This window comes from Micromonospora sp. CP22 (assembly GCF_009712475.1).
Lineage (GTDB): Bacteria > Actinomycetota > Actinomycetes > Mycobacteriales > Micromonosporaceae > Micromonospora.
In genome coordinates this window covers 397,064-416,545 of the sequence record NZ_VCJO01000002.1, presented here as the reverse complement: position 1 = coordinate 416,545, position 19,482 = coordinate 397,064, and the positions used below count along the sequence as shown (strand labels likewise).

Below are 19,482 nucleotides of genomic sequence, written 5' to 3'. Positions count from 1 at the left end.
CACCACACCGACCGACGGGCCCTATTGGTTCGCGGGCCCTGCGCGAGGGTCACTAGGCTTTCTGTCCATGAGTCACGTTCTCGCGGCGGTGGCCTGGCCGTACGCCAACGGCCCACGCCACATCGGCCACGTCTCCGGTTTCGGCGTACCCTCCGACGTCTTCGCCCGATACATGCGGATGGCCGGCCACGACGTACTCATGGTGTCCGGCACCGACGAGCACGGCACGCCGATCCAGGTGCAGGCCGACGCCGAAGGGCTGAAGCCACGGGAACTGGCCGACCGGTACAACCGGGTGATCGTCGAGGACCTGCACGGCCTCGGCCTCTCCTACGACCTGTTCACCCGCACCACCACCGGCAACCACTACGCCGTGGTGCAGGAGCTGTTCGAGGGGATGTACCGCAACGGGTACATCGTGCCGAAGACCACCATGGGCGCCATCTCGCCGTCCACCGGCCGGACCCTGCCCGACCGGTACATCGAGGGCACCTGCCCGATCTGCGGCTACGACAGCGCCCGGGGCGACCAGTGCGACAACTGTGGCAACCAACTCGACCCGATCGACCTGGTCAACCCGCGATCGAAGATCAACGGGGAGACGCCGGAGTTCGTCGAGACCGAACACTTCTTCCTCGACCTGCCCGCCCTGGCCGACGTGCTGCGCAAGTGGCTGGACACCCGGGAGGGCTGGCGGCCGAACGTGCTGCGCTTCTCCAAGAACCTCCTGGACGACCTGCACCCCCGCGCCATCACCCGGGACCTGGAGTGGGGCGTCCCGATCCCGCTCGAAGGCTGGCGCGAGCGCACCGACAAGCGCATCTACGTGTGGTTCGACGCCGTCATCGGCTACCTCTCCGCGTCCATCGAGTGGGCCCGCCGCACCGGAGACCCGCAGGCGTGGCGGAAGTACTGGAACCACCTGGACGGGCCGGACCTCGCCGCGTCCGGTGACGCCCAGGCCTACTACTTCATGGGCAAGGACAACATCGTCTTCCACTCGGTCATCTGGCCCGCGTTGCTCGCCGGCTACTCCGGTGAGGGCAGCCGGGGCGGCGAACCGGGCCGACTCGGGCAGCTCAACCTGCCCACCGAGGTGGTCTCCAGCGAGTTCCTGACCATGGAGGGCCGCAAGTTCTCCTCGTCCCGCCGGGTGGTCATCTACGTCCGGGACTTCCTCCAGCGGTACGACGCCGACGCGTTGCGCTACTTCATCGCGGTGGCCGGGCCGGAGAACAACGACACCGACTTCACCTGGGCCGAGTTCCTGCGCCGCAACAACGACGAACTGGTCGCGGGCTGGGGCAACCTGGTCAACCGGTCCATCTCCATGGCGGCGAAGAACTTCGGCGAGATCCCGCCGATCGGGCCGGACGGGCTCACCGAGGCCGACGAGACGCTGCTGGCCGTGGCGCGCGCCGGCTTCGGCACGGTCGGCGACCTGATCGCCCGGCACCGGCAGAAGCAGGCCATCGGCGAGGCGATGAAGGTGGTCGCCGAGGCCAACAAGTATCTCTCCGAGCAGGCGCCGTGGAAGCTCAAGGACGCGGCGGACAAGCCCCGGATGGGCACCATCCTGCACGTCGCCCTTCAGGTGGTCAGCGACGCCAACACGCTGCTCACCCCGTTCCTGCCGCACTCCGCGCAGAAGATCCACGAGCTGCTCGGCGGCACCGGGGTGCACGCCCCGATGCCGGTGATCGAAGAGGTCGACGACCTCGACGGCGGGCCCGGGTACCCGGTGCTGACCGGCGACTACACCCAGGGCGCGCGCTGGGAGTCCGTACCGCTCGTGGTGGGTCGCCCCCTCGCGGCGCCCAAGCCCGTCTTCCGCAAGCTCGACCCCTCGATCGTGGACGAGGAACTGGCCCGGCTGGAAAGCTGACCGACGCCGCGATGGGCGTGACCCCGACCGGGTCGCGCCCATCGCGTGGCCCCGCGGCCCGGCGTGACCCGGTCCACGCCCGCACCCGCCCCTGACCGGATCAGGCGCGGGCCATGGTCGGCGAGCCGATGAACTCCATGATCGCCTGGTTCACCTCGGTGGCGTTCGTCCACGGAATGCCGTGCGGCGCGCCCTTGAGGGTGACCAGCCGGCTGTCGGCGAGCATCGGCTGCAACCGCTGGCCGGTCTTCGGGTACGGCAGCACGTTGTCCTGGTCGCCCTGCACGATCAGCACCGGCACGTCGATCCGCGACACGTCGGCCCGGAAGTCGGTACCCCAGGCGTCCACGCAGTGGTACGTGGCGAACGCCGACGCCTGCGCGCCGATCTGCCAGTGCGCCCGGTGCGCCTCCTCGCTGACCAGCTTGCCCTTGTTCTCGCTGTAGTTGAAGAAGGCTTCGCAGAACTGGGTGAGGTAGGCGAACCGGTCCTGCTGGATCGCCTGCTTGAACCCCTCGAAGAGGCTCGCCTCGACCCCCTCGGGGTTGTCCGGCGCCTGCCGCAGATACGGCGCCAGCGGTGCCAACAACACCGCCCGGTCCACCCGCTCCGAGCCGTACGCGCCCAGGAAACGGGTCACCTCCCCGGTACCCATCGAGTGGCCGACCAGGATCGCGTCGCGCAGGTCCAACTCCGTCATCAGCACGTCGAGGTCGGCGGCGAAGGTGTCGTAGTCGTACCCGAACGCCGGCTGCGCCGAGTTGCCGAAGCCGCGTCGGTCGTACGTGATCACCCGGTAGCCGGCGTCGAGCAGCGGTCCGGAGACCTTCTCCCAGGTCGCCCCGTTGAAGGGGAACCCGTGGATCAGCACGATCGGCTGACCCGACCCGTGGTCCTCGTAGTACAGGTCGATGGGCGCGGAGTTCTCCGTCCCCACGGTGATGAAGGGCATCTCGGTCCTCCTGTCAGCGGAAAGACCGAGCCTTCCCGGCCGGGCGGGTGATATTCCTGCCCGGCCCGGGTCCGGCTGGCCGACCCACCACCCGATCCGCACCGCCGGGGCCGGTGCCCCGCCCCGCCCCGTTCGGGGCACTCCGGGTGGCGGCCGGTGCACTCGTCCCGTGTGTGATGCTGTCGAGGAGATGAGCGAGCCAACCGAATCCCGTAGCCAGCGCGCCGCCCGCCGCGCCGGAGAGTTCCCACCCGCGCCCGAGCCGCTGCCCCGGCCGGTACTGGACAGCCACACCCACCTCGACATCACCGTCAGCGAGGCCGGGGTGCCCGGTGGCGGCAGCGCCGACGACCCGGTCGCGGCGGCCATCGACGTCGCCGCCGCCGTCGGGGTGGACCGGCTGGTGCAGGTCGGCGTCGACGTCGCCTCCTCCCGCTGGGGTGCCGAGGTGGCCAGCCGCTACCCGGCGGTGCTGGCCACTGTCGCGCTGCACCCCAACGAGGCGCCCCGGCTGGCCGACCTCGACGAAGCCCTGCGCGAGATCGAGGCACTGGCGGGTCAGGACCGGGTACGCGGCATCGGCGAGACCGGCATGGACCACTTCCGCACCGGTGACGACGGCCGCGCCGCACAGGAGGAGAGCTTCCGGGCGCACATCGCCATCGCCAAGCGGTACGGCCGGACGCTGGTGATCCACGACCGGGACGCGCACGCCGACGTGCTGCGCATCCTCGACGACGAGGGCGCTCCCGACACGGTGGTGTTGCACTGCTTCTCCGGTGACGCCGAGTTCGCCGCCGAATGCGTCCGCCGGGGCTACCTACTCAGCTTCGCCGGCACGGTCACCTTCGCCAGCGCCGGGGCGCTGCGCGAAGCAGCCGCGCTGACCCCACTCGACCAGATCCTGGTGGAGACCGACGCGCCGTACCTCACCCCCGTCCCGCACCGAGGCCGCCCCAACGCCTCGTACCTCATCCCGCTGACCGTCCGGGCGTTGGCCGCCGTCACCGGCGCCGACCTCGACGAACTCTGCGAAGCCATCTCGGCCACCGGCGAACGGGCCTTCGGTGGCTGGCGCTCGGCCGACGTCACCGGCTGACCCGTACGCTGTCGGGTTATGGCCGCAGACCTGCTCGGCCCGGCGGAGATCCGGGACCTCGCCGCCCGGCTCGGCGTCGCGCCCACCAAGAAGCTCGGCCAGAACTTCGTACACGACCCCAACACGGTGCGCCGGATCGTCGCCACCGCCGCCCTCACCCCCGACGACGTGGCGTTGGAGGTCGGCCCCGGGTTGGGCTCGCTCACCCTCGCCCTGCTGCCCGCCGCCGCCCACGTGCACGCCGTCGAGATCGACGCCACGCTGGCCGACGCGCTCGCCGACACCGCGGCCCGCCACGCCGGCCCGGCCGCCGAGCGGCTCAGCGTGCATCACGGGGACGCACTGCGGATCACCGCCGCCGACCTGGCCGACCCGGCACCCACCGCGTTGGTGGCGAACCTGCCGTACAACGTCGCCGTGCCCGTGGTGCTGCACCTGCTCGCCGAGCTACCCAGCCTCCGGCACGGCCTGGTGATGGTGCAGAAAGAGGTCGCCGATCGGCTGGTGGCCGGTCCCGGCTCCAAGGTCTACGGCATCCCGTCGGTGAAGCTCGCCTGGTACGCCCACGCCCGCCCCGCCGGGAAGGTCCCGCCGAACGTGTTCTGGCCGGTGCCCAACGTCGACTCGGGTCTGGTCGCCTTCACCCGCCGCGAACCGCCCCGCGCCGACGTCCCCCGCAACGAGGTCTTCGCGGTGGTGGACGCCGCCTTCGCCCAGCGCCGCAAAACCCTGCGAGCGGCCCTGGCCGGCTGGGCCGGCGGTGCCGACCGGGCCGCCGCCGCGCTCACCGCCGCCGGCGTCGATCCGGGCGCCCGTGGCGAGTCACTCACCGTCGAGCAGTTCGCCGCCGTGGCCGCGTCGGCTCCGAGCCGCGCGACGGCAGCACAGTAGGCTGAGGCCGTGCCCGAGGAGCTGATCGTGACCAAGCCGTTCGACCTGCGGTTGCCTGTTCGGGGCAGCACCCCGTGACCGAGGCCTGGCGTCCGGATGACGATGAGCCGCGCGGGGCGAGCGGTCCCGTCCGGGTACGGGTGCCCGCCAAGGTCAACCTGCACCTGGGGGTCGGCCCGCTGCGTCGGGACGGCTACCACGAACTGAACACCGTCTACCACGCGATCTCGATCTACGACGAGTTGACCGCCCGACGTGGTGACACGCTGACCCTCACCATGGAGGGCGAGGGCACCGGGGAACTCGCCCTCGACGACTCCAACCTGATCATCCGGGCGGCGCACGCCCTCGCCGGATACGCCGGTGTGATGCCACACGCCCGACTGCACCTGCGCAAGCAGATCCCGTTGGCCGGTGGGCTGGCCGGCGGCAGCGCCGACGCCGCAGCCACCCTGGTCGCCTGCGACGCGCTCTGGGGCACCGGGCTGTCCCGTGACGAACTGGCGAGCATCGCCGCCGACCTCGGCTCGGACGTGCCCTTCCTGATCCACGGCGGTACCGCGCTCGGCACCGGCCGGGGCGAGGCGGTCAGCCCGGTGCTGGCCCGCCCCACCTCCTGGCACTGGGTGGTCGCCATCGCCGACGGCGGGCTGTCCACCCCACAGGCGTACCGGGAACTCGACCGGCTCCGCGAGGCCGGTGCCGCCGGGCCACCCCTGGGCAGCACCGACGGTCTGCTCGCCGCGCTACGGCAGCGTGACCCCCGGGTGCTCGCCCCGACCCTCGGCAACGACCTCCAGGACGCCGCCCTGGCCATGCGGCCGTCGCTGGCCACCACGCTGAAGGCCGGCGAGGCGGCCGGTGCGCTGGCCGGCATCGTCTCCGGTTCCGGGCCCACCTGTGTGTTCCTCGCCACCGACGCCGCCCACGCCGAACGCGTCGCCGCCGAGTTGGAGTCCGCCGGGGTGTGCCGCCAGGCCCGCACCGCCCACGGACCGGTACCCGGCGCCCGGATCACCTGACGCCCCCCGGCCGCCGCCGACCCGTCCGCGTACCCTTGAACGACAGGCGTCCCCAGGTGCCCCCCGGCACCGGGACGCCTTGATCATGAAAGGTGGGTATGTGGCCAACATCGTCAACCTGGACCGGGTATCCAAGGGCTACGGCGCGGCCGGGCCACTGCTGACCGATGTCTCGCTCGGCCTGGACGACGCCGACCGGATCGGCGTCGTCGGCCTCAACGGGGCCGGCAAGTCCACTCTGCTGCGCCTGCTGACCCGCACCGAGGAACCCGACGACGGCCGCGTCACCCACCGCCGCGACCTGCGGGTCGCCTGGCTGCCGCAGAACCTCACCCTCAGCCCCGAGGCCACCGTCCGCGACGTCGTCCTCGGCACCGAATGGCTCACCGAGAGCATGGGCGCGGAGCACGAGTGGGCCGGCGACGCCGGGGTACGCGGCATCCTCGCCGGGCTCGGCATGCCCCACCTGGGCCTCGACGCCCCGGTCGGGCCGATGTCCGGCGGTGAGCGCCGCCGGGTGGCCCTGGCCGCCCTGCTGGTCCGCGACGCCGACCTGCTCATCCTCGACGAGCCCACCAACCACCTCGACGTCAGCGGTGTCGACTGGCTGGCCCGGCACCTGCTCAGCCGCAAGGGTGCCCTGGTCGTGGTCACCCACGACCGCTGGTTCCTCGACGCCGTCTGCACCACCACCTGGGAGGTCGCCGACCAGACCGTACGCGCCTACGAAGGCGGCTACGCGGCCTGGATCCTCGCTCGGGCCGAACGGGAACGCGTCGCCGCCGCCACCGAGGCCCGCCGACAGAACCTGCTCCGCAAGGAGATCGCCTGGCTGCGGCGTGGCCCACCGGCCCGCACCTCCAAGCCGAAGTTCCGCATCGACGCCGCCAACGCCCTCATCGCCGACGTGCCGCCGCCGCGCGACACCATGTCGTTGCAACGGCTGGCCACCGCCCGGCTCGGCAAACAGGTGTACGACCTGGAAGACGTCCGGCTGCACGCCGGTCCCAAGACCATCCTCGACGGCGTCACCTGGCAGGTCGGCCCCGGCGACCGGGTCGCCATCCTCGGTGCCAACGGCGCGGGCAAGACCACCCTGCTGCGGATGCTCGCCGGTGTCACCCGCCCCGACGGCGGTCGACTGATCACCGGCAGCACCGTACGTCCTGCGTTCCTCTCCCAGGAACTCGCCGAACTCCCCGGCGAACTGCGCGTACTCGAAGCGGTCGAGGAGGTCGCCCGACGGGTTCGGCTCGGTGACCGGGAGATCTCCGCCGCCCAACTCGCCGAGGTGTTCGGCTTCGACGACCGGCGGCTCTGGACCCCGGTCAGTGACCTCTCCGGTGGTGAGCGACGTCGGCTACAGATGCTGCGACTGCTCGCCGGCGAACCGAACGTGCTGCTGTTCGACGAGCCCACCAACGACCTCGACACCGACACCCTGGCCGCCCTGGAGGACCTGCTCGACTCCTGGCCCGGCACGATCGTGGTGGCCAGCCACGACCGGTACCTCATCGAGCGGGTGGCCGACTCGGTGTACGGCATGTTCGGTGACGGCCGGCTGGTGCACCTGCCCGGCGGGGTCGAGGAGTACCTCGCCCGCAGCACCGACCGGCCAGGACCCGGGCGTACCCCGGCACCCGTGGCCCCGACCACCCCGCCGGCCGGCGGCGGTGGGATGAGCGCCGCCGAGGCCCGGCAGGCCCGCAAGGAACTAACCCGCCTCGAACGGCAGATCGGCAAGCTGGAACAGAAGGAGGCCGCGCTGCTCGACCAACTCGCCGCGAACGCCACCGACTACACCAAGGTCGCCGAGTTGGACGCCCAGCTCACCCAGGTACGCGGCGAACGGGAGGCGGCCGAGCAGGCGTGGCTCACCCTGGCCGACGAGATCCCCGCCACCTGAGCCACCCGACTCGGCTGTTCCTACGGCCGAGGTTGCGGCACCCGGTCCACCAGCGGTCGACGCCGCTGCCAGGACCCCGTGTGCGGCGTCACATGGCCGGATGCGGGAGAATCCTCGTCGACCCTCACCCAACGGCGTTGGAGACACAGACATGGCCCACACCCCCGTCAACCACCCCGCGCGGCCGATCTACCGGGCGATCGGCGGCCTGATCGGCCTGTACCTGGTGGCCTTCGGTGTGATCGGCCTCCTGACCAGCACCGGTGAGCCCTTCTTCGGCCAGGGCGACATGCGGGCCCTGGGGCAGGGCACGAACCTCGGCTTCTCCGTGTTCAGCCTCGCGATCGGCGCGCTCGTGCTGGCCGGCACCGCCATCGGGCGCAACCTCGACGTGCTGGTCAACCAGTGGTCGGCGTACCTGATCATGGTGGTCAGCCTGGCCGGGCTCGCCTTCATCCGCACCGAGGCCAACATCTTCAACCTGAGCGTCGCCACGGTGATCGTCAACATGGTGCTCAGCCTGGTGCTGCTGATGGCCGGCATGTACAGCAAGGTCGGCACCGACGAGGAGCACGAGGCGTGGCAGCAGGCTCGGCTCGTGCTCTGAGCTGTTCCTGTTCTGGTTGGGTTTCCGCCGGAGCCCGGCCCGCTCCGGGCGGTCAGGCTTGATCCCTGCGCGGGCCGGGCTCCGGCGAAAACCCGTCGGGTTGCGCATCCGCCCGCATCGGCTGCCCGACTGGGGAACAATGTCCTTGTTGTTCCCTATGGGGTGAGGAGAGCCGATGCCGCACTTTCCGGTCAACCATCCGGCGCGGCCGTTCTACCGGGCGCTGTCCGGTCTGATCGGGCTCTACATCCTGGTCTTCGGCGTCTGGGGCACCGCCCTCACCTGGGGCCAACCGCTCTTCGGGCGCAACGGCGACTGGGCCCTCGGTCTCCGCACCAACCTGGCCTTCTCACTGGTCTCCATCGTCTTCGGAGCCGTGCTCATCATCGGCGCGTCCCGGCGTGGCAACCTCGGCCACTACATGAACCTCACCGCCGGAGTCGTCTTCCTGGTCACCAGCATCCTGATGATGTCGGTGCTACAGACCGACGCGAACTTCCTGAACTTCTCCATGTCGACGGTGGTCGTCTCGATGATCTTCGGGCTGGTGCTGCTCGGCACCGGCCTCTACGACAAGGTCGGCCCACACGAGGACGCCGAGGCCGAGCGGAACCGCCGGTACCACCCCGTCGCCGAGATGCACCGCCGCCGCTGACCGTCAGTGGCCGCCCGCGGTGATCAGTCCCGGCTTGGCCTCCAGGTTCGACAACCCGTTCCAGGAGAGATTCACCAGGTGCGCGGCAACCGTCTCCTTACGCGGCTTCCGCACCTCCAGCCACCAGCGGCCGGTCAAGGCGACCATGCCCACCAGCGCCTGCGCGTACAACTCGGCCAGCTTCGGGTCGTACCCACGACTGGAGAACTCGGCGCCGAGGATGTGCTCCACCTGGTGCGCGACGTCGTTCATCACGCTGCTGAAGTTGCCGGTCGCCGAGAGGACCGGCGACTCCCGCACCAACACCCGGAAACCGCTGGTCTCCTCCTCGATGTAGCCGAGCAGGGCCAGCGCGGCCTGCTCCAGCAACTCCCGGGGATGACCTGCGGTCAGCGCCGTGGTGATCCGGTCCAGCAGGGACCGGACCTCCCGGTCCACCACCACCGCGTAGAGCCCTTCCTTGCCGCCGAAGTGCTCGTAGACCACCGGCTTGGACACCTTCGCCCGCGACGCCACCTCCTCGATGGAGGTGGCGTCGAAGCCGCGCTCGGCGAAGATCTGCCGACCGATCGAGATCAGCTGCTCGCGACGCTGAGCGGCGGACATGCGTACCCGGGACGCCGGCTTGGCCGACGCGGGCACCGCCCGCCGCCGCTTGCCGCTCGCTGCCTTGGGAGCCTCGACCATCTCGTCACCTCGCTGGCGCTCGGTGACGCCCTGTCGTGGGATGCTGCCTGCTTTCCGCCCGTCCACCCGGACATACTGCCAGGTAACTTGCGGGGTGGCTGCCCGGTGATCCCGGGCGCGCCTATGCCGCCGGCTTCGCCAGCTTCGCCGCGATCCGTTCCGGCTTCGGCCAACGCACGTCCCATGCCGCGCCCACCTTCTCGAACAACCAGATCACCCGGGCCGAGATGTCGATCTGCCCCCGTAGCACGCCGTGCCGGGCGCTCGTCGGATCGGCGTGGTGCAGGTTGTGCCAGCTCTCCCCGAAGGACACCAGTGCCAGCGGCCAGAAGTTCGCCGCCCGGTCACCGTGGCGCATCATGAACGGCCGCTCCCCGTACACGTGGCACACCGAGTTGATCGACCAGGTGACGTGGTGCAGCAGCGAGATGCGGACCAGACCGGCCCAGAACAACGCGGTCAACGCCCCCTGCCAGGACCAGGTCAACAGCCAACCCATCGCCGCCGGCCCGAGCACCGAGACGATCACCAGCACCGGGAAGAACTTGTCCATCCGCCGGATGTCCCGGTCGGCCAGCAGGTCCGGGGCGAAACGCTCCCGGTTGGACAGCTCGCGACCGAACAGCCAGCCCATGTGCGCATGGAACAGCCCCTTGATCAGGCCCCGCACACTCTCACCGAACCGCCACGGTGAGTGCGGATCCCCGTCCAGGTCGGAGAAGGCGTGGTGCCGCCGGTGGTCGGCCACCCACTGGATGATCTCGCCCTGCACGGCGAGCGAGCCCGAGGCGGCCATCGCGATGCGCAGCCACCGCTTCGCCTTGAACGAGCCGTGGGTGAAGTAGCGGTGGTATCCGACCGTGATGCCCAGGCCCGACACCACGTACCAGAAGGCCGCGATGCCCACGTCGACCCAGCTGAGCCAGCCACCCCAGGCCACGGGAACGGCGGCGATCAGCGCCGCGAACGGGATCACCACGAACGACCACAGCGCGATCAGGATGCCGCGTGACTGGGTGCCCTGAGTAAGGGGTTTGGGGCCGGCCGGGTGAGGGTCGAGAAGGGCGTTGGACATGGCACCTCACAGGAACGTCGGATCGCGAATCTACGCCTACGTCACCGTAACTTACGCCCCCGGTAGATCACATCAGGCAGCGACAAGAATGGATGCCGGATCTGTCGCACGCTCGTCCTAACCTGCACCACATGACTGGTTTCGACGCCACCGAGGTGCGCCGACTGCGCACCGAGGAGCAACTGTCGGTGCGTGAGATCCGCGCGCGTACGGGGCTTGGCCGCAACCGGATCTACGACCTGCTGCGGGGCGTCCCGGCTCCGCAACGGGTACGACGCCCCAGGGCGAAGGACGACCTGCGTGCCGAGGCGGCGACGCTTCGGTCGACGGGGCATTCGGTTCCGGAGATCGCGAGACGACTCGGGGTGAGCCGGTCTACCGCCTACCTGTGGACCCGGCAACTTGCGTCCGAACGGGACTCGCAGAGTGAGCGGGAGCGTCGGCGTCAGCGGGGGAGGGCGATGGCCGAGTCGTGGTGGTCGGCTGACCGTGCGGCGCGGGACGAGGCGCAGGCGGAGGCGCACGGGCTCGCCGCGCGGGTGGTCGGCGAGCTCGACGAGCGGGACCTGCTCCTCCTCGGAGCGGCGATCTACTGGTGCGAGGGCACTAAGTCGAAGCCGTGGCGTCGGGATGACCACGTCCAGTTCGTCAACAGCGATCCGGGGCTGCTTTCGCTCTTTCTTCGCTTCCTCGAAGCCTGCGGAGTCGACCGCGCTGCACCGACCTACCGGGTGAGCATCCACGAGACGGCCGACCCGGACGCGGCCGCCGAGTGGTGGGCGGCCGAGCTGGCGGTGCCGCGCGAGCGCTTTCGCCGGGCGAGCCTGAAGAAGCACAACCCCACGACCGTCCGCCGGAATGTCGGCGACGGGTACCGAGGCTGCCTCGTGATCAACGTGCCGCGTAGCCGCGAGCTCTACTGGCGAATAGAGGGTATGATCGCCGAGCTGTTCCGGTCCGCGGCTGGGCGTACGTTCGTCAGTTGATGCGGGCTGTTGGCTTGACATGTCAATGGGGTGTGGGGTAACGGCAACCCGCAGGCCTTTGGAGCCTTGAGCTCCTGGTTCGAATCCAGGCACCCCAGCAGATACCCGCAACTGCCGATCCTCGTGCCCCTGCCGACCAGGCCGGTTTGTCCGGTTAGCATGGCCGCGAGACTGTCCGCGTTCCGACGGGAGCCACGTCGTGTCCGAGCCCCACCCCCGTACCGTCGTCGTGCTTGCCGCGGGTGAGGGCAAGCGGATGAAGTCTTCGCTGCCCAAGGTGTTGCACCCGATGCTCGGGCGGACCCTGGTGGGTCACGTCCTCCACGCGGCCGACCCGCTGGAGGCGGCGCGCACCCTGGTGGTGGTCGGGCACGGTGCCGACCAGGTCCGCGCCCACCTGGCCGAGATCGCCCCGGAGGCCACCGCGGTCCACCAGGCGGAGCAGCTCGGCACCGGACACGCTGTGCGGATCGCGCTGGAGGCGGCTCCCGAGGTCACCGGCACTGTGGTGGTGCTCAACGGCGATGTGCCGCTGCTGCGGCCCGAGACGGTCGTCGAGCTGGTCACCGCCCACGAGAGCGAGGGTGCCGCCGCGACGGTGCTCGCCGCGGAGGTGCCGGACCCGACCGGGCTCGGCCGCATCGTGCGGGACGCGTCCGGTCGCCTGGAACAGATCGTGGAGCAGCGGGACGCCACGCCGCGCCAGTTGGCGGTACGTGAGATCAACGCCGGCATCTACGCGTTCGACGCGGCCCGGCTGCGGGATGTGCTCGGCAAGTTGTCGACCGACAACGACCAGGGCGAGGAGTACCTCACCGACGTCTTCAAGCTGCTGGTCTCCGCTGGCGAGCCGGTGGGCGTGCATGTGGCGGCCGACCACACCGAGACGCTCGGTTGCAACGACCGGGTGGAGCTGGCAGCGCTGCGTCGACTGCTGCGCGACCGGGTCAACGAGCGCTGGATGCGTGCCGGGGTCAGCCTGCTCGACCCGGAGACCACCTGGATCGACGTGACGGTGGCGCTGGACCGCGATGCGGTGGTGGATCAGAACACCCAGCTGCGGGGTGGTTCGGTGGTCGGCACCGGTGCGGTGGTCGGGCCGGACGTGACGTTGATCGACACGGTGGTGGGGCCCGGCGCGACGGTGCTGCGCAGTCACGCGGTCGGCGCCGAGGTGGGCCCGGGGGCCAGCGTCGGGCCGTACGCGTACCTGCGGCCGGACGCGCGGTTGGCGGAGCGGTCGAAGGTCGGCACGTTCGTCGAGGTGAAGAACTCCGAGGTGGGTGCCGGCGCCAAGGTGCCGCACCTGTCCTACGTGGGTGACGCGACGATCGGGGCTCGGGCGAACATCGGCGCGGCGACGATCTTCGTGAATTACGACGGGGTGAACAAGCACCGCACCGTGGTCGGCGAGGCGGCCTTCGTGGGGTGCGACACGAACCTGATCGCGCCGGTCGAGGTGGGTGCCGGGGCGTACGTGGCGGCGGGTAGCGCGATCAGCAAGGACGTGCCGCCGGGGGCGCTGGGGGTCAGCCGGGCGACGCAGCGCAGTCTGGAGGGGTGGGTGGCGCGCAAGCGTCCGGGCACGCCTTCCGCGGCTGCGGCCGAGCGCGCCCTGCGGGGTGCGCAGGGTGCTCCTGCGACGCCGTCGTCCGCAAGTCAAGGTGAGGCAATCCACGGCACCGCCGAGTCAGTAGGCGGGACGCCCGAGGCGGGAGATACTGCAACCGAATAGCCCCGGCCGCACCACCACCGCGCAGGCCGGGTACCGCCTACCGAATACGGGAGCAGACGGGCCCATGGGCAGCATCGTCGCCGAAAACCGCAAGAGCCTGATGCTCTTTTCCGGACGTGGCTTTCCGGAGCTGGCCAAGGAGATCGGTGAGGTGCTCGGCGTCGCGCCGACGCCTGCCGACGCGTACGAGTTCGCCAACGGCGAGATCTTTGTACGGTTCAAGGACTCGGTGCGTGGTTCGGACGCCTTCGTGGTGCAGTCCGTCACGCACGGGGTGAACACGTGGGTCATGGAGACCCTGATCATGATCGACGCGTTGAAGCGTGGTTCGGCGAAGCGGATTACGGTCGTCCTGCCGTTCTATCCGTACTCCCGGCAGGACAAGAAGCACCGCGGTCGGGAGCCGATCTCGGCGCGGCTGGTCGCGGACCTGCTGAAGACCGCCGGGGCGAACCGGATCCTCACCGTGGACCTGCACACCGCGCAGATCCAGGGTTTCTTCGACGGCCCGGTGGACCACCTCTTCGCGATGGACATCCTGGCCGAGTACGTGGAGCGCAAGTACGCGGGTCGGCCGATGACCGTTGTCGCGCCGGACTCGGGTCGGGTGCGGGTGGCCGAGCGGTGGACGGACCGGTTGGGCGGTTGCCCGCTGGCGTTCATCCACAAGACCCGGGATCCGATGAAGCCGAACCAGGTGGTGGCGAACCGGGTGGTCGGTGAGGTCGAGGATCGGGTCTGCCTGATCGTCGACGACATGATCGACACGGGCGGCACGATCTGCAAGGCGGCGGACATCCTGCGGGAGGCGGGTGCGGCGGACGTGATCGTGGCGTCCACCCACGCGTTGCTCTCCGATCCGGCGACCGAGCGGTTGAAGAACAGCCCGATCAGCGAGGTCGTGGTGACCAACACGCTGCCGTTGCCGCCGGAGAAGCAGCTCGACAAGCTCACCGTGTTGTCGATCGCGCCGCTGCTGGCCAGGGCGATCCGCGAGGTTTTCGACGACGGTTCGGTTACCACCCTCTTCGGTGGGCTGAGCTGAGCACGTCGCGCGGTTGATCCGTCGGGCTGGTGCCGGGCGGGGGTTACGGGGACTGCCGGAAGGCTTGGAAAGCGCTCGGGTAGACTGGTGCGGTTGCCACGGCGAGGGTGCCCTGCGGGCCGCTGCGAAGCGCCGCACGGAGGCACCGTGATCGACGCGGTGCTCCGGGCAGTCTTCTGACGCATGAGCCCCTGCGAGCCCCCCGCCCAGCACCGCCAGACGACAAGCTGCCGCAGCGAAGCATCAGGAGTTTCCCCGTGTCCGAGGTAAAGATCAGCGCCGAGCCCCGTACCGAGTTCGGCAAGGGTGGTGCCCGCCGTACCCGCCGGGCCGGCAAGGTGCCCGCCGTGCTGTACGGCCATGGCGAGAAGCCCAAGCACATCGCGCTGCCGGCCCGCGAGTTCGCGGCCGCGATCCGTAAGGGTGGCGCCAACCAGCTCTTCGCCATCGACGTCAGCGACGGCACCCAGGCGCTGGCCCTGCCGAAGGCGATCCAGCGTGACCCGATCAAGGACACGTTCGAGCACGTCGACCTGCTGCTGGTGCGTCGCGGTGAGAAGGTCACCGTGGATGTGCCGGTGCAGCTCACGGGTGAGGCGGCCCGGGACACGCTGATCGTGCACGACCACGACACCCTCTCGGTGACCGCCGACGCCACCAAGGTGCCGGATTCCCTGGAGGCTTCGGTCGAGGGTGCCGAGGCGGGTTCCCAGGTCACCGCCGCCGATGTGGCGCTGCCGGCGGGTGTGGAGCTGGCCGCCGACCCGGAGTTGGCGATCGCGACGGTCACCGCCGCGCCGACGGCCGAGCAGCTGGAGGCGACGCTGCCCGAGACCGAGGAGGCCACCGAGGAGGCCGAGGCCGAGGTTGGCGAGGTCACCGAGGGTGCTGCCGAGGCACCGGCTGCCGAGGGCGAGGCGGGCACCGAGGCCCGTACCGAGGCCTGATCGTCTCGCGGTTCAGTTTGCGGCAGGCGTCCCCGGATTTCGGGGGCGCCTGTCGGCGTATCGGGTGATCGACACGGTGGTGGGTGGTTGACCGCCGTCGGGAGCGGGAAGGTCGGGCGATGACGGACGAGACCGGGCCGTGGTTGGTGGTCGGCCTGGGTAACCCGGGTCGGGAGTACGCGGGCAATCGGCACAATGTCGGGTTCATGGTGGCCGACCTTCTGGCGGACCGGCTGGGTGGCCGGTTTGGCCGCCATCGCCGGGTGATGGCGGATGTCGCCGAGGGGCGGCTGGGGTTGGGCGGGCCGAAGCTGGTGCTGGTCAAGCCGCTGACCTATATGAATCTGTCGGGTGGGCCGGTGGCTGGCCTGGCGCAGTTCTACAAGGTGCCGCCGGGGCGGGTGATCGCGGTGCACGACGAACTCGACATCGGTTTCGGCCAGGTTCGGGTCAAGTGTGGTGGTGGCGAGGGCGGGCACAACGGCCTTCGGTCGATGTCGAAGTCGTTGGGCACGAAGGATTACGTGCGGGTGCGGTTCGGGATCGGCCGTCCGCCGGGGCGGCAGGATCCGGCGAACTACGTGCTGTCGGATTTCGGCACCGTGGAGCGCAAGGAGTTGGACTTTCTGGTGGACCGGGCCGCAGATGTCGTGGAATCCGTGGTCATCCGGGGTGTGGAGCCCACGCAGAACCTGTACCACGGGGCCTGATCCGACCGTCGATGTCGGCTGCCTGGGCTCGGCCTGGGCGTCGCGTTGTGTCAAGGGGCGGACTACGGAGGCCGGGTTCGCCGATTGCCCGGTAGGGTGCGGGTTCGGCGGTCGGGCGGGGCCGGCTGCTCGGCGTACGCGGCTGGTGGCGACGGGAGCGGAAGCATGAGCGGTCCACCGATGAGCGACGGGGCGTTCGCGCGGTGGCTGGCGGATCGTGCCGGGCGGGCGTTGTTGGGCCTGCGGGCGGAGTTGGGTTTCGCCGATGCCGGTGCGTTGAAGTCGGCGGGGGACAAGGTCTCGCATGAGCTGATCCGTACCGAGTTGGCGAGGTGGCGTCCGGGTGACGCGGTGCTCTCCGAGGAGGACGAGGGTTCCCGGCTGGCGTGGGCGGCCGAGGTGGATGCCGGTGCGGTGTCGCGGTTGACCGCCGACCGGGTGTGGATCATCGACCCGTTGGACGGCACCCGGGAGTTCAGCGAGGAGGGGCGCGCGGACTGGGCGGTGCACGTGGCGCTCTGGGCCCGGGACGCGACCGCGTCGCATGGGCTGGTCGCAGGTGCGGTCGGGTTGCCGGCACAGCGCCGGGTGCTGGGGACGGACCTTCCGCCGGTGACGCCGGAGCCGGTGGCTGGTGGTGCGGGGCCGGTGCGGTTGGCGGCGAGTCGTAGCCGACCGCCGGTTTTCCTGACCGATCTCGCTGCGGATGTCGGGGCGCAGTTGGTGCCGATGGGTTCGGCCGGGGCGAAGATCGCCGCTGTGGTCACCGGTGAGGTGGATGCGTACATCCATGCCGGCGGGCAGTACGAGTGGGATTCGGCGGCGCCGGTGGCTGTGGCGACGGCCACCGGGCTGCATGCTTCCCGGATTGATGGTTCTGCGCTGAAATACAACGAGGCGGACCCGCGTCTGCCGGACCTGTTGGTGTGCCGCAAGGATCTCGCCAGCCGGTTACTTGCGGCGTTGCAGCGGCATTGCGGGTAGCCTGTCGTCAGTTCCTGACATCTCCGACCGGAAAGGTCTGGAAAGCGGATGACTGAGCGAATCGAGCCGGTGTCATGACCAGCGCTGCGTACCAGGTCACCCATCTCGACGCGCTGGAGGCGGAGAGCATCTTCGTGATGCGCGAGGTGGTCGCCGAGCTGGAGCGACCGGTGCTGCTCTTCTCCGGTGGCAAGGACTCGATCGTCATGCTCCGGTTGGCGCAGAAGGCGTTCGCGCCGAGCCACATTCCATTTCCGGTCATGCATGTCGACACCGGGCACAACTTCCCCGAGGTGCTGGACTACCGGGACCGGCGGGTGGCCGAGTTGGGCCTGCAACTGGTCGTGGCCAGTGTGCCGGAGGCGCTGGCCAGCGGCCTGGTCCGCGAGTCCGCCGACGGGACGCGTAACCGGATCCAGACCCCGGTGCTGCTGGAGGCGGTGGAGAAGCACCGCTTCAACGCCCTCTTCGGCGGTGCCCGGCGGGACGAGGAGAAGGCCCGGGCCAAGGAGCGGATGTTCAGCTTCCGGGACGAGTTCGGCCAGTGGGATCCGAAGAACCAGCGGCCCGAACTGTGGGCGCTCTACAACGGCCGGCATCATCCGGGCGAGTCGATCCGGGTCTTCCCGCTGTCCAACTGGACCGAGTTGGACGTGTGGCACTACATCGCCCGGGAGCAGATTGAGCTGCCGTCGATCTACTACGCGCACGAGCGTGAGGTGGTCGAGCGCGACGGGATGCTCTACGCGGTGAACGAGTTCCTGCCGGCACGGGCCGGTGAGGAGCGGTTCAAGGCCCGGGTGCGCTACCGCACGGTGGGTGACGCCTCCTGCACGGCGGCGGTACGGTCCGACGCGGACACGGTCGAGAAGGTCATCGAGGAGGTCGCCGCGACTCGGATCACCGAGCGCGGGGCGACCCGGGGCGACGACCGGGTCAGCGAGGCCGCGATGGAGGACCGCAAGCGGGAGGGCTACTTCTGATGACCACCGAGACGCTCGCGCCGACCGGTTCCGAGACGGCCGGACGGCCGATGGACCTGTTGCGCTTCGCCACCGCCGGGAGTGTGGACGACGGCAAGTCGACCCTGATCGGTCGGCTGCTCTACGACACGAAGTCGCTGTTCTCCGACCAGTTGGCGGCGGTTGAGGCGGTCAGCGCGGCCCGGGGCGACGAGTACACGGACCTCTCCCTGCTCACCGACGGGCTGCGGGCGGAGCGGGAACAGGGCATCACGATCGACGTGGCGTACCGCTATTTCGCCACCCCCCGGCGAAAGTTCATCATCGCCGACACCCCCGGGCACATCCAGTACACCCGCAACATGGTCACCGGTGCTTCCACCGCCGACCTGGCGCTGATCCTGGTGGACGCCCGCAAGGGCCTGGTCGAGCAGTCCCGCCGGCACGCCTTCCTCTGCTCGCTGCTGCGGGTGCCGCACCTGGTGCTCTGCGTCAACAAGATGGATCTGGTCGACTTCTCGCAGGAGGTCTTCGAGCGGATCGCCGACGAGTTCACCGCCTTCGCCGCGAAGCTGGACGTGCCGGATCTGACGGTCGTGCCGATCTCCGCGCTGCGGGGCGACAACATCGTCAGCCGTTCGGAGAACATGCCCTGGTACGAAGGCCCGGCGTTGCTGCACCACCTGGAGCGGGTGCACATCGCCAGCGACCGCAACCTGGTCGACGTCCGTTTCCCGGTGCAGTACGTGATCCGTCCCCAGTCGACAACGGTCACCGACTACCGGGGCTACGCCGGTCAGGTGGCCTCCGGGGTGCTCAAGCCGGGCGACGAGGTGATGGTGCTGCCGTCGGGCTTCACCAGCCGGATCGCCGCGGTGGAGACCGCCGACGGGCCGGTCGCGGAGGCGTTCCCACCGATGTCGGTGACGGTACGCCTGGCGGACGAGATCGACATCTCGCGCGGTGACATGATCTGTCGACCGAACAACGCGCCGGCCGTGGCTCAGGACATCGAGGCGATGGTCTGCTGGATGGACGAGACCCGTCCGCTCCAGATCGGCGGCAAGTACGCGATCAAGCACACGACCCGTGCCGCGCGGGCGATCGTTCGGGGTTTGCACTACCGCCTCGACATCAACTCGCTGCACCGTGACGAGTCGGCGAACGAGTTGCGGCTCAACGAGATCGGCCGGGTCCGGCTGCGGACCACCGTTCCGTTGCTGGCCGACGAGTACCGCCGCAACCGCACCACCGGTGGCTTCATCGTCATCGACGAGACCACCAACCGCACCGTCGGTGCCGGCATGATCGTCGAAACCCCCTGACCCACTCGC

At 70.0% G+C, this 19,482-nt stretch carries 18 protein-coding genes and 1 tRNA gene; 16 read left to right on the top strand and 3 right to left on the bottom strand.

The window, feature by feature from the left end:
- The first annotated feature begins 67 nt into the window (after window positions 1-67).
- Window positions 68-1,885, top strand: a complete 1,818-nt coding sequence (metG, locus tag FF096_RS05255; protein ID WP_155215203.1) for a methionine--tRNA ligase — start codon at window positions 68-70, stop codon at window positions 1,883-1,885.
- Window positions 1,886-1,985: 100 nt separating this feature from the next.
- On the opposite strand, the gene FF096_RS05250 is transcribed toward metG, so the two are convergent.
- The gene (locus FF096_RS05250; protein WP_155215202.1) at window positions 1,986-2,837 is read right to left on the bottom strand and encodes an alpha/beta fold hydrolase; all 852 of its coding nucleotides are present in this window, start codon (window positions 2,835-2,837) and stop codon (window positions 1,986-1,988) included.
- Between the two features lie 190 nt (window positions 2,838-3,027).
- Between FF096_RS05250 and FF096_RS05245 the strand changes: the two genes are divergently transcribed.
- From FF096_RS05245 to FF096_RS05220, 6 genes are all read left to right on the top strand, one after another.
- Window positions 3,028-3,936: a TatD family hydrolase gene (locus tag FF096_RS05245; RefSeq protein WP_155215201.1), complete on the top strand. Its 909-nt coding sequence runs from the start codon at window positions 3,028-3,030 to the stop codon at window positions 3,934-3,936.
- 18 nt (window positions 3,937-3,954) lie between these two features.
- Complete coding sequence (gene rsmA, locus FF096_RS05240; protein ID WP_155215200.1) at window positions 3,955-4,827, top strand: 16S rRNA (adenine(1518)-N(6)/adenine(1519)-N(6))-dimethyltransferase RsmA; 873 nt, start codon at window positions 3,955-3,957, stop codon at window positions 4,825-4,827.
- 74 nt (window positions 4,828-4,901) lie between these two features.
- Window positions 4,902-5,849, top strand: a complete 948-nt coding sequence (locus FF096_RS05235; protein ID WP_309222720.1) for a 4-(cytidine 5'-diphospho)-2-C-methyl-D-erythritol kinase — start codon at window positions 4,902-4,904, stop codon at window positions 5,847-5,849.
- Window positions 5,850-5,949: 100 nt separating this feature from the next.
- A complete protein-coding gene (locus FF096_RS05230; protein WP_309222719.1) occupies window positions 5,950-7,755 on the top strand; it encodes an ABC-F family ATP-binding cassette domain-containing protein in 1,806 nt (601 codons plus the stop codon).
- A 151-nt stretch (window positions 7,756-7,906) separates the two neighbouring features.
- A complete protein-coding gene (locus FF096_RS05225) occupies window positions 7,907-8,362 on the top strand; it encodes a DUF4383 domain-containing protein (protein ID WP_155215198.1) in 456 nt (151 codons plus the stop codon).
- 175 nt (window positions 8,363-8,537) lie between these two features.
- On the top strand, window positions 8,538-9,017 hold the full coding sequence (locus FF096_RS05220) for a DUF4383 domain-containing protein (RefSeq protein ID WP_155215197.1): 480 nt from the start codon (window positions 8,538-8,540) through the stop codon (window positions 9,015-9,017).
- Between the two features lie 3 nt (window positions 9,018-9,020).
- Here FF096_RS05220 and FF096_RS05215 read toward each other — a convergent pair whose 3' ends face one another.
- Together FF096_RS05215 and FF096_RS05210 are read right to left on the bottom strand one after the other, a co-directional pair.
- Complete coding sequence (locus FF096_RS05215; RefSeq protein WP_155215196.1) at window positions 9,021-9,704, bottom strand: TetR/AcrR family transcriptional regulator; 684 nt, start codon at window positions 9,702-9,704, stop codon at window positions 9,021-9,023.
- 121 nt (window positions 9,705-9,825) lie between these two features.
- Entirely contained in the window at window positions 9,826-10,779 is a 954-nt protein-coding gene (locus tag FF096_RS05210; RefSeq protein ID WP_155215195.1) for an acyl-CoA desaturase, read from the bottom strand.
- Window positions 10,780-10,910: 131 nt separating this feature from the next.
- On the opposite strand from FF096_RS05210, the gene FF096_RS05205 reads away from it, so the two are divergent.
- From FF096_RS05205 to cysN, 9 genes are all read left to right on the top strand, one after another.
- On the top strand, window positions 10,911-11,765 hold the full coding sequence (locus FF096_RS05205) for a helix-turn-helix domain-containing protein (RefSeq protein ID WP_155215194.1): 855 nt from the start codon (window positions 10,911-10,913) through the stop codon (window positions 11,763-11,765).
- A gap of 26 nt (window positions 11,766-11,791) precedes the next feature.
- A tRNA-Gln gene (locus FF096_RS05200) sits at window positions 11,792-11,863 on the top strand.
- Window positions 11,864-11,964: 101 nt separating this feature from the next.
- Window positions 11,965-13,500 carry a bifunctional UDP-N-acetylglucosamine diphosphorylase/glucosamine-1-phosphate N-acetyltransferase GlmU gene (gene glmU / locus FF096_RS05195; protein ID WP_309222718.1) on the top strand — a complete coding sequence of 512 codons (1,536 nt, stop codon included), beginning with the start codon at window positions 11,965-11,967 and terminating at the stop codon, window positions 13,498-13,500.
- Window positions 13,501-13,564: 64 nt separating this feature from the next.
- Entirely contained in the window at window positions 13,565-14,545 is a 981-nt protein-coding gene (locus tag FF096_RS05190; RefSeq protein ID WP_155215193.1) for a ribose-phosphate diphosphokinase, read from the top strand.
- 257 nt (window positions 14,546-14,802) lie between these two features.
- Complete coding sequence (locus FF096_RS05185; protein WP_309222717.1) at window positions 14,803-15,492, top strand: 50S ribosomal protein L25/general stress protein Ctc; 690 nt, start codon at window positions 14,803-14,805, stop codon at window positions 15,490-15,492.
- Between the two features lie 119 nt (window positions 15,493-15,611).
- Complete coding sequence (gene pth / locus FF096_RS05180; RefSeq protein ID WP_155215192.1) at window positions 15,612-16,202, top strand: aminoacyl-tRNA hydrolase; 591 nt, start codon at window positions 15,612-15,614, stop codon at window positions 16,200-16,202.
- A gap of 165 nt (window positions 16,203-16,367) precedes the next feature.
- The gene (locus FF096_RS05175; RefSeq protein ID WP_155215191.1) at window positions 16,368-17,186 is read left to right on the top strand and encodes an inositol monophosphatase family protein; all 819 of its coding nucleotides are present in this window, start codon (window positions 16,368-16,370) and stop codon (window positions 17,184-17,186) included.
- Window positions 17,187-17,260: 74 nt separating this feature from the next.
- Window positions 17,261-18,169, top strand: coding sequence for a sulfate adenylyltransferase subunit CysD (gene cysD / locus FF096_RS05170; protein ID WP_155215190.1), 909 nt, complete (start codon window positions 17,261-17,263; stop codon window positions 18,167-18,169).
- Complete coding sequence (gene cysN / locus FF096_RS05165; RefSeq protein ID WP_155215189.1) at window positions 18,169-19,473, top strand: sulfate adenylyltransferase subunit CysN; 1,305 nt, start codon at window positions 18,169-18,171, stop codon at window positions 19,471-19,473. The genes cysD and cysN overlap by 1 nt, the downstream gene beginning before the upstream one ends.
- The last annotated feature ends 9 nt before the right edge of the window (window positions 19,474-19,482 follow it).

Excerpts from the sequence above, each read along its gene's own strand:
- metG (WP_155215203.1), top strand. The coding sequence starts at position 68 with ATGAGTCACGTTCTCGCGGCGGTGGCCTGGCCGTACGCCAACGGCCCA.
- FF096_RS05250 (WP_155215202.1), bottom strand. The coding sequence starts at position 2,837 with ATGCCCTTCATCACCGTGGGGACGGAGAACTCCGCGCCCATCGACCTG.
- FF096_RS05245 (WP_155215201.1), top strand. The coding sequence starts at position 3,028 with ATGAGCGAGCCAACCGAATCCCGTAGCCAGCGCGCCGCCCGCCGCGCC.
- rsmA (WP_155215200.1), top strand. The coding sequence starts at position 3,955 with ATGGCCGCAGACCTGCTCGGCCCGGCGGAGATCCGGGACCTCGCCGCC.
- FF096_RS05225 (WP_155215198.1), top strand. The coding sequence starts at position 7,907 with ATGGCCCACACCCCCGTCAACCACCCCGCGCGGCCGATCTACCGGGCG.
- FF096_RS05220 (WP_155215197.1), top strand. The coding sequence starts at position 8,538 with ATGCCGCACTTTCCGGTCAACCATCCGGCGCGGCCGTTCTACCGGGCG.
- FF096_RS05215 (WP_155215196.1), bottom strand. The coding sequence starts at position 9,704 with ATGGTCGAGGCTCCCAAGGCAGCGAGCGGCAAGCGGCGGCGGGCGGTG.
- FF096_RS05210 (WP_155215195.1), bottom strand. The coding sequence starts at position 10,779 with ATGTCCAACGCCCTTCTCGACCCTCACCCGGCCGGCCCCAAACCCCTT.
- FF096_RS05205 (WP_155215194.1), top strand. The coding sequence starts at position 10,911 with ATGACTGGTTTCGACGCCACCGAGGTGCGCCGACTGCGCACCGAGGAG.
- FF096_RS05190 (WP_155215193.1), top strand. The coding sequence starts at position 13,565 with ATGGGCAGCATCGTCGCCGAAAACCGCAAGAGCCTGATGCTCTTTTCC.
- pth (WP_155215192.1), top strand. The coding sequence starts at position 15,612 with ATGACGGACGAGACCGGGCCGTGGTTGGTGGTCGGCCTGGGTAACCCG.
- FF096_RS05175 (WP_155215191.1), top strand. The coding sequence starts at position 16,368 with ATGAGCGGTCCACCGATGAGCGACGGGGCGTTCGCGCGGTGGCTGGCG.
- cysD (WP_155215190.1), top strand. The coding sequence starts at position 17,261 with ATGACCAGCGCTGCGTACCAGGTCACCCATCTCGACGCGCTGGAGGCG.
- cysN (WP_155215189.1), top strand. The coding sequence starts at position 18,169 with ATGACCACCGAGACGCTCGCGCCGACCGGTTCCGAGACGGCCGGACGG.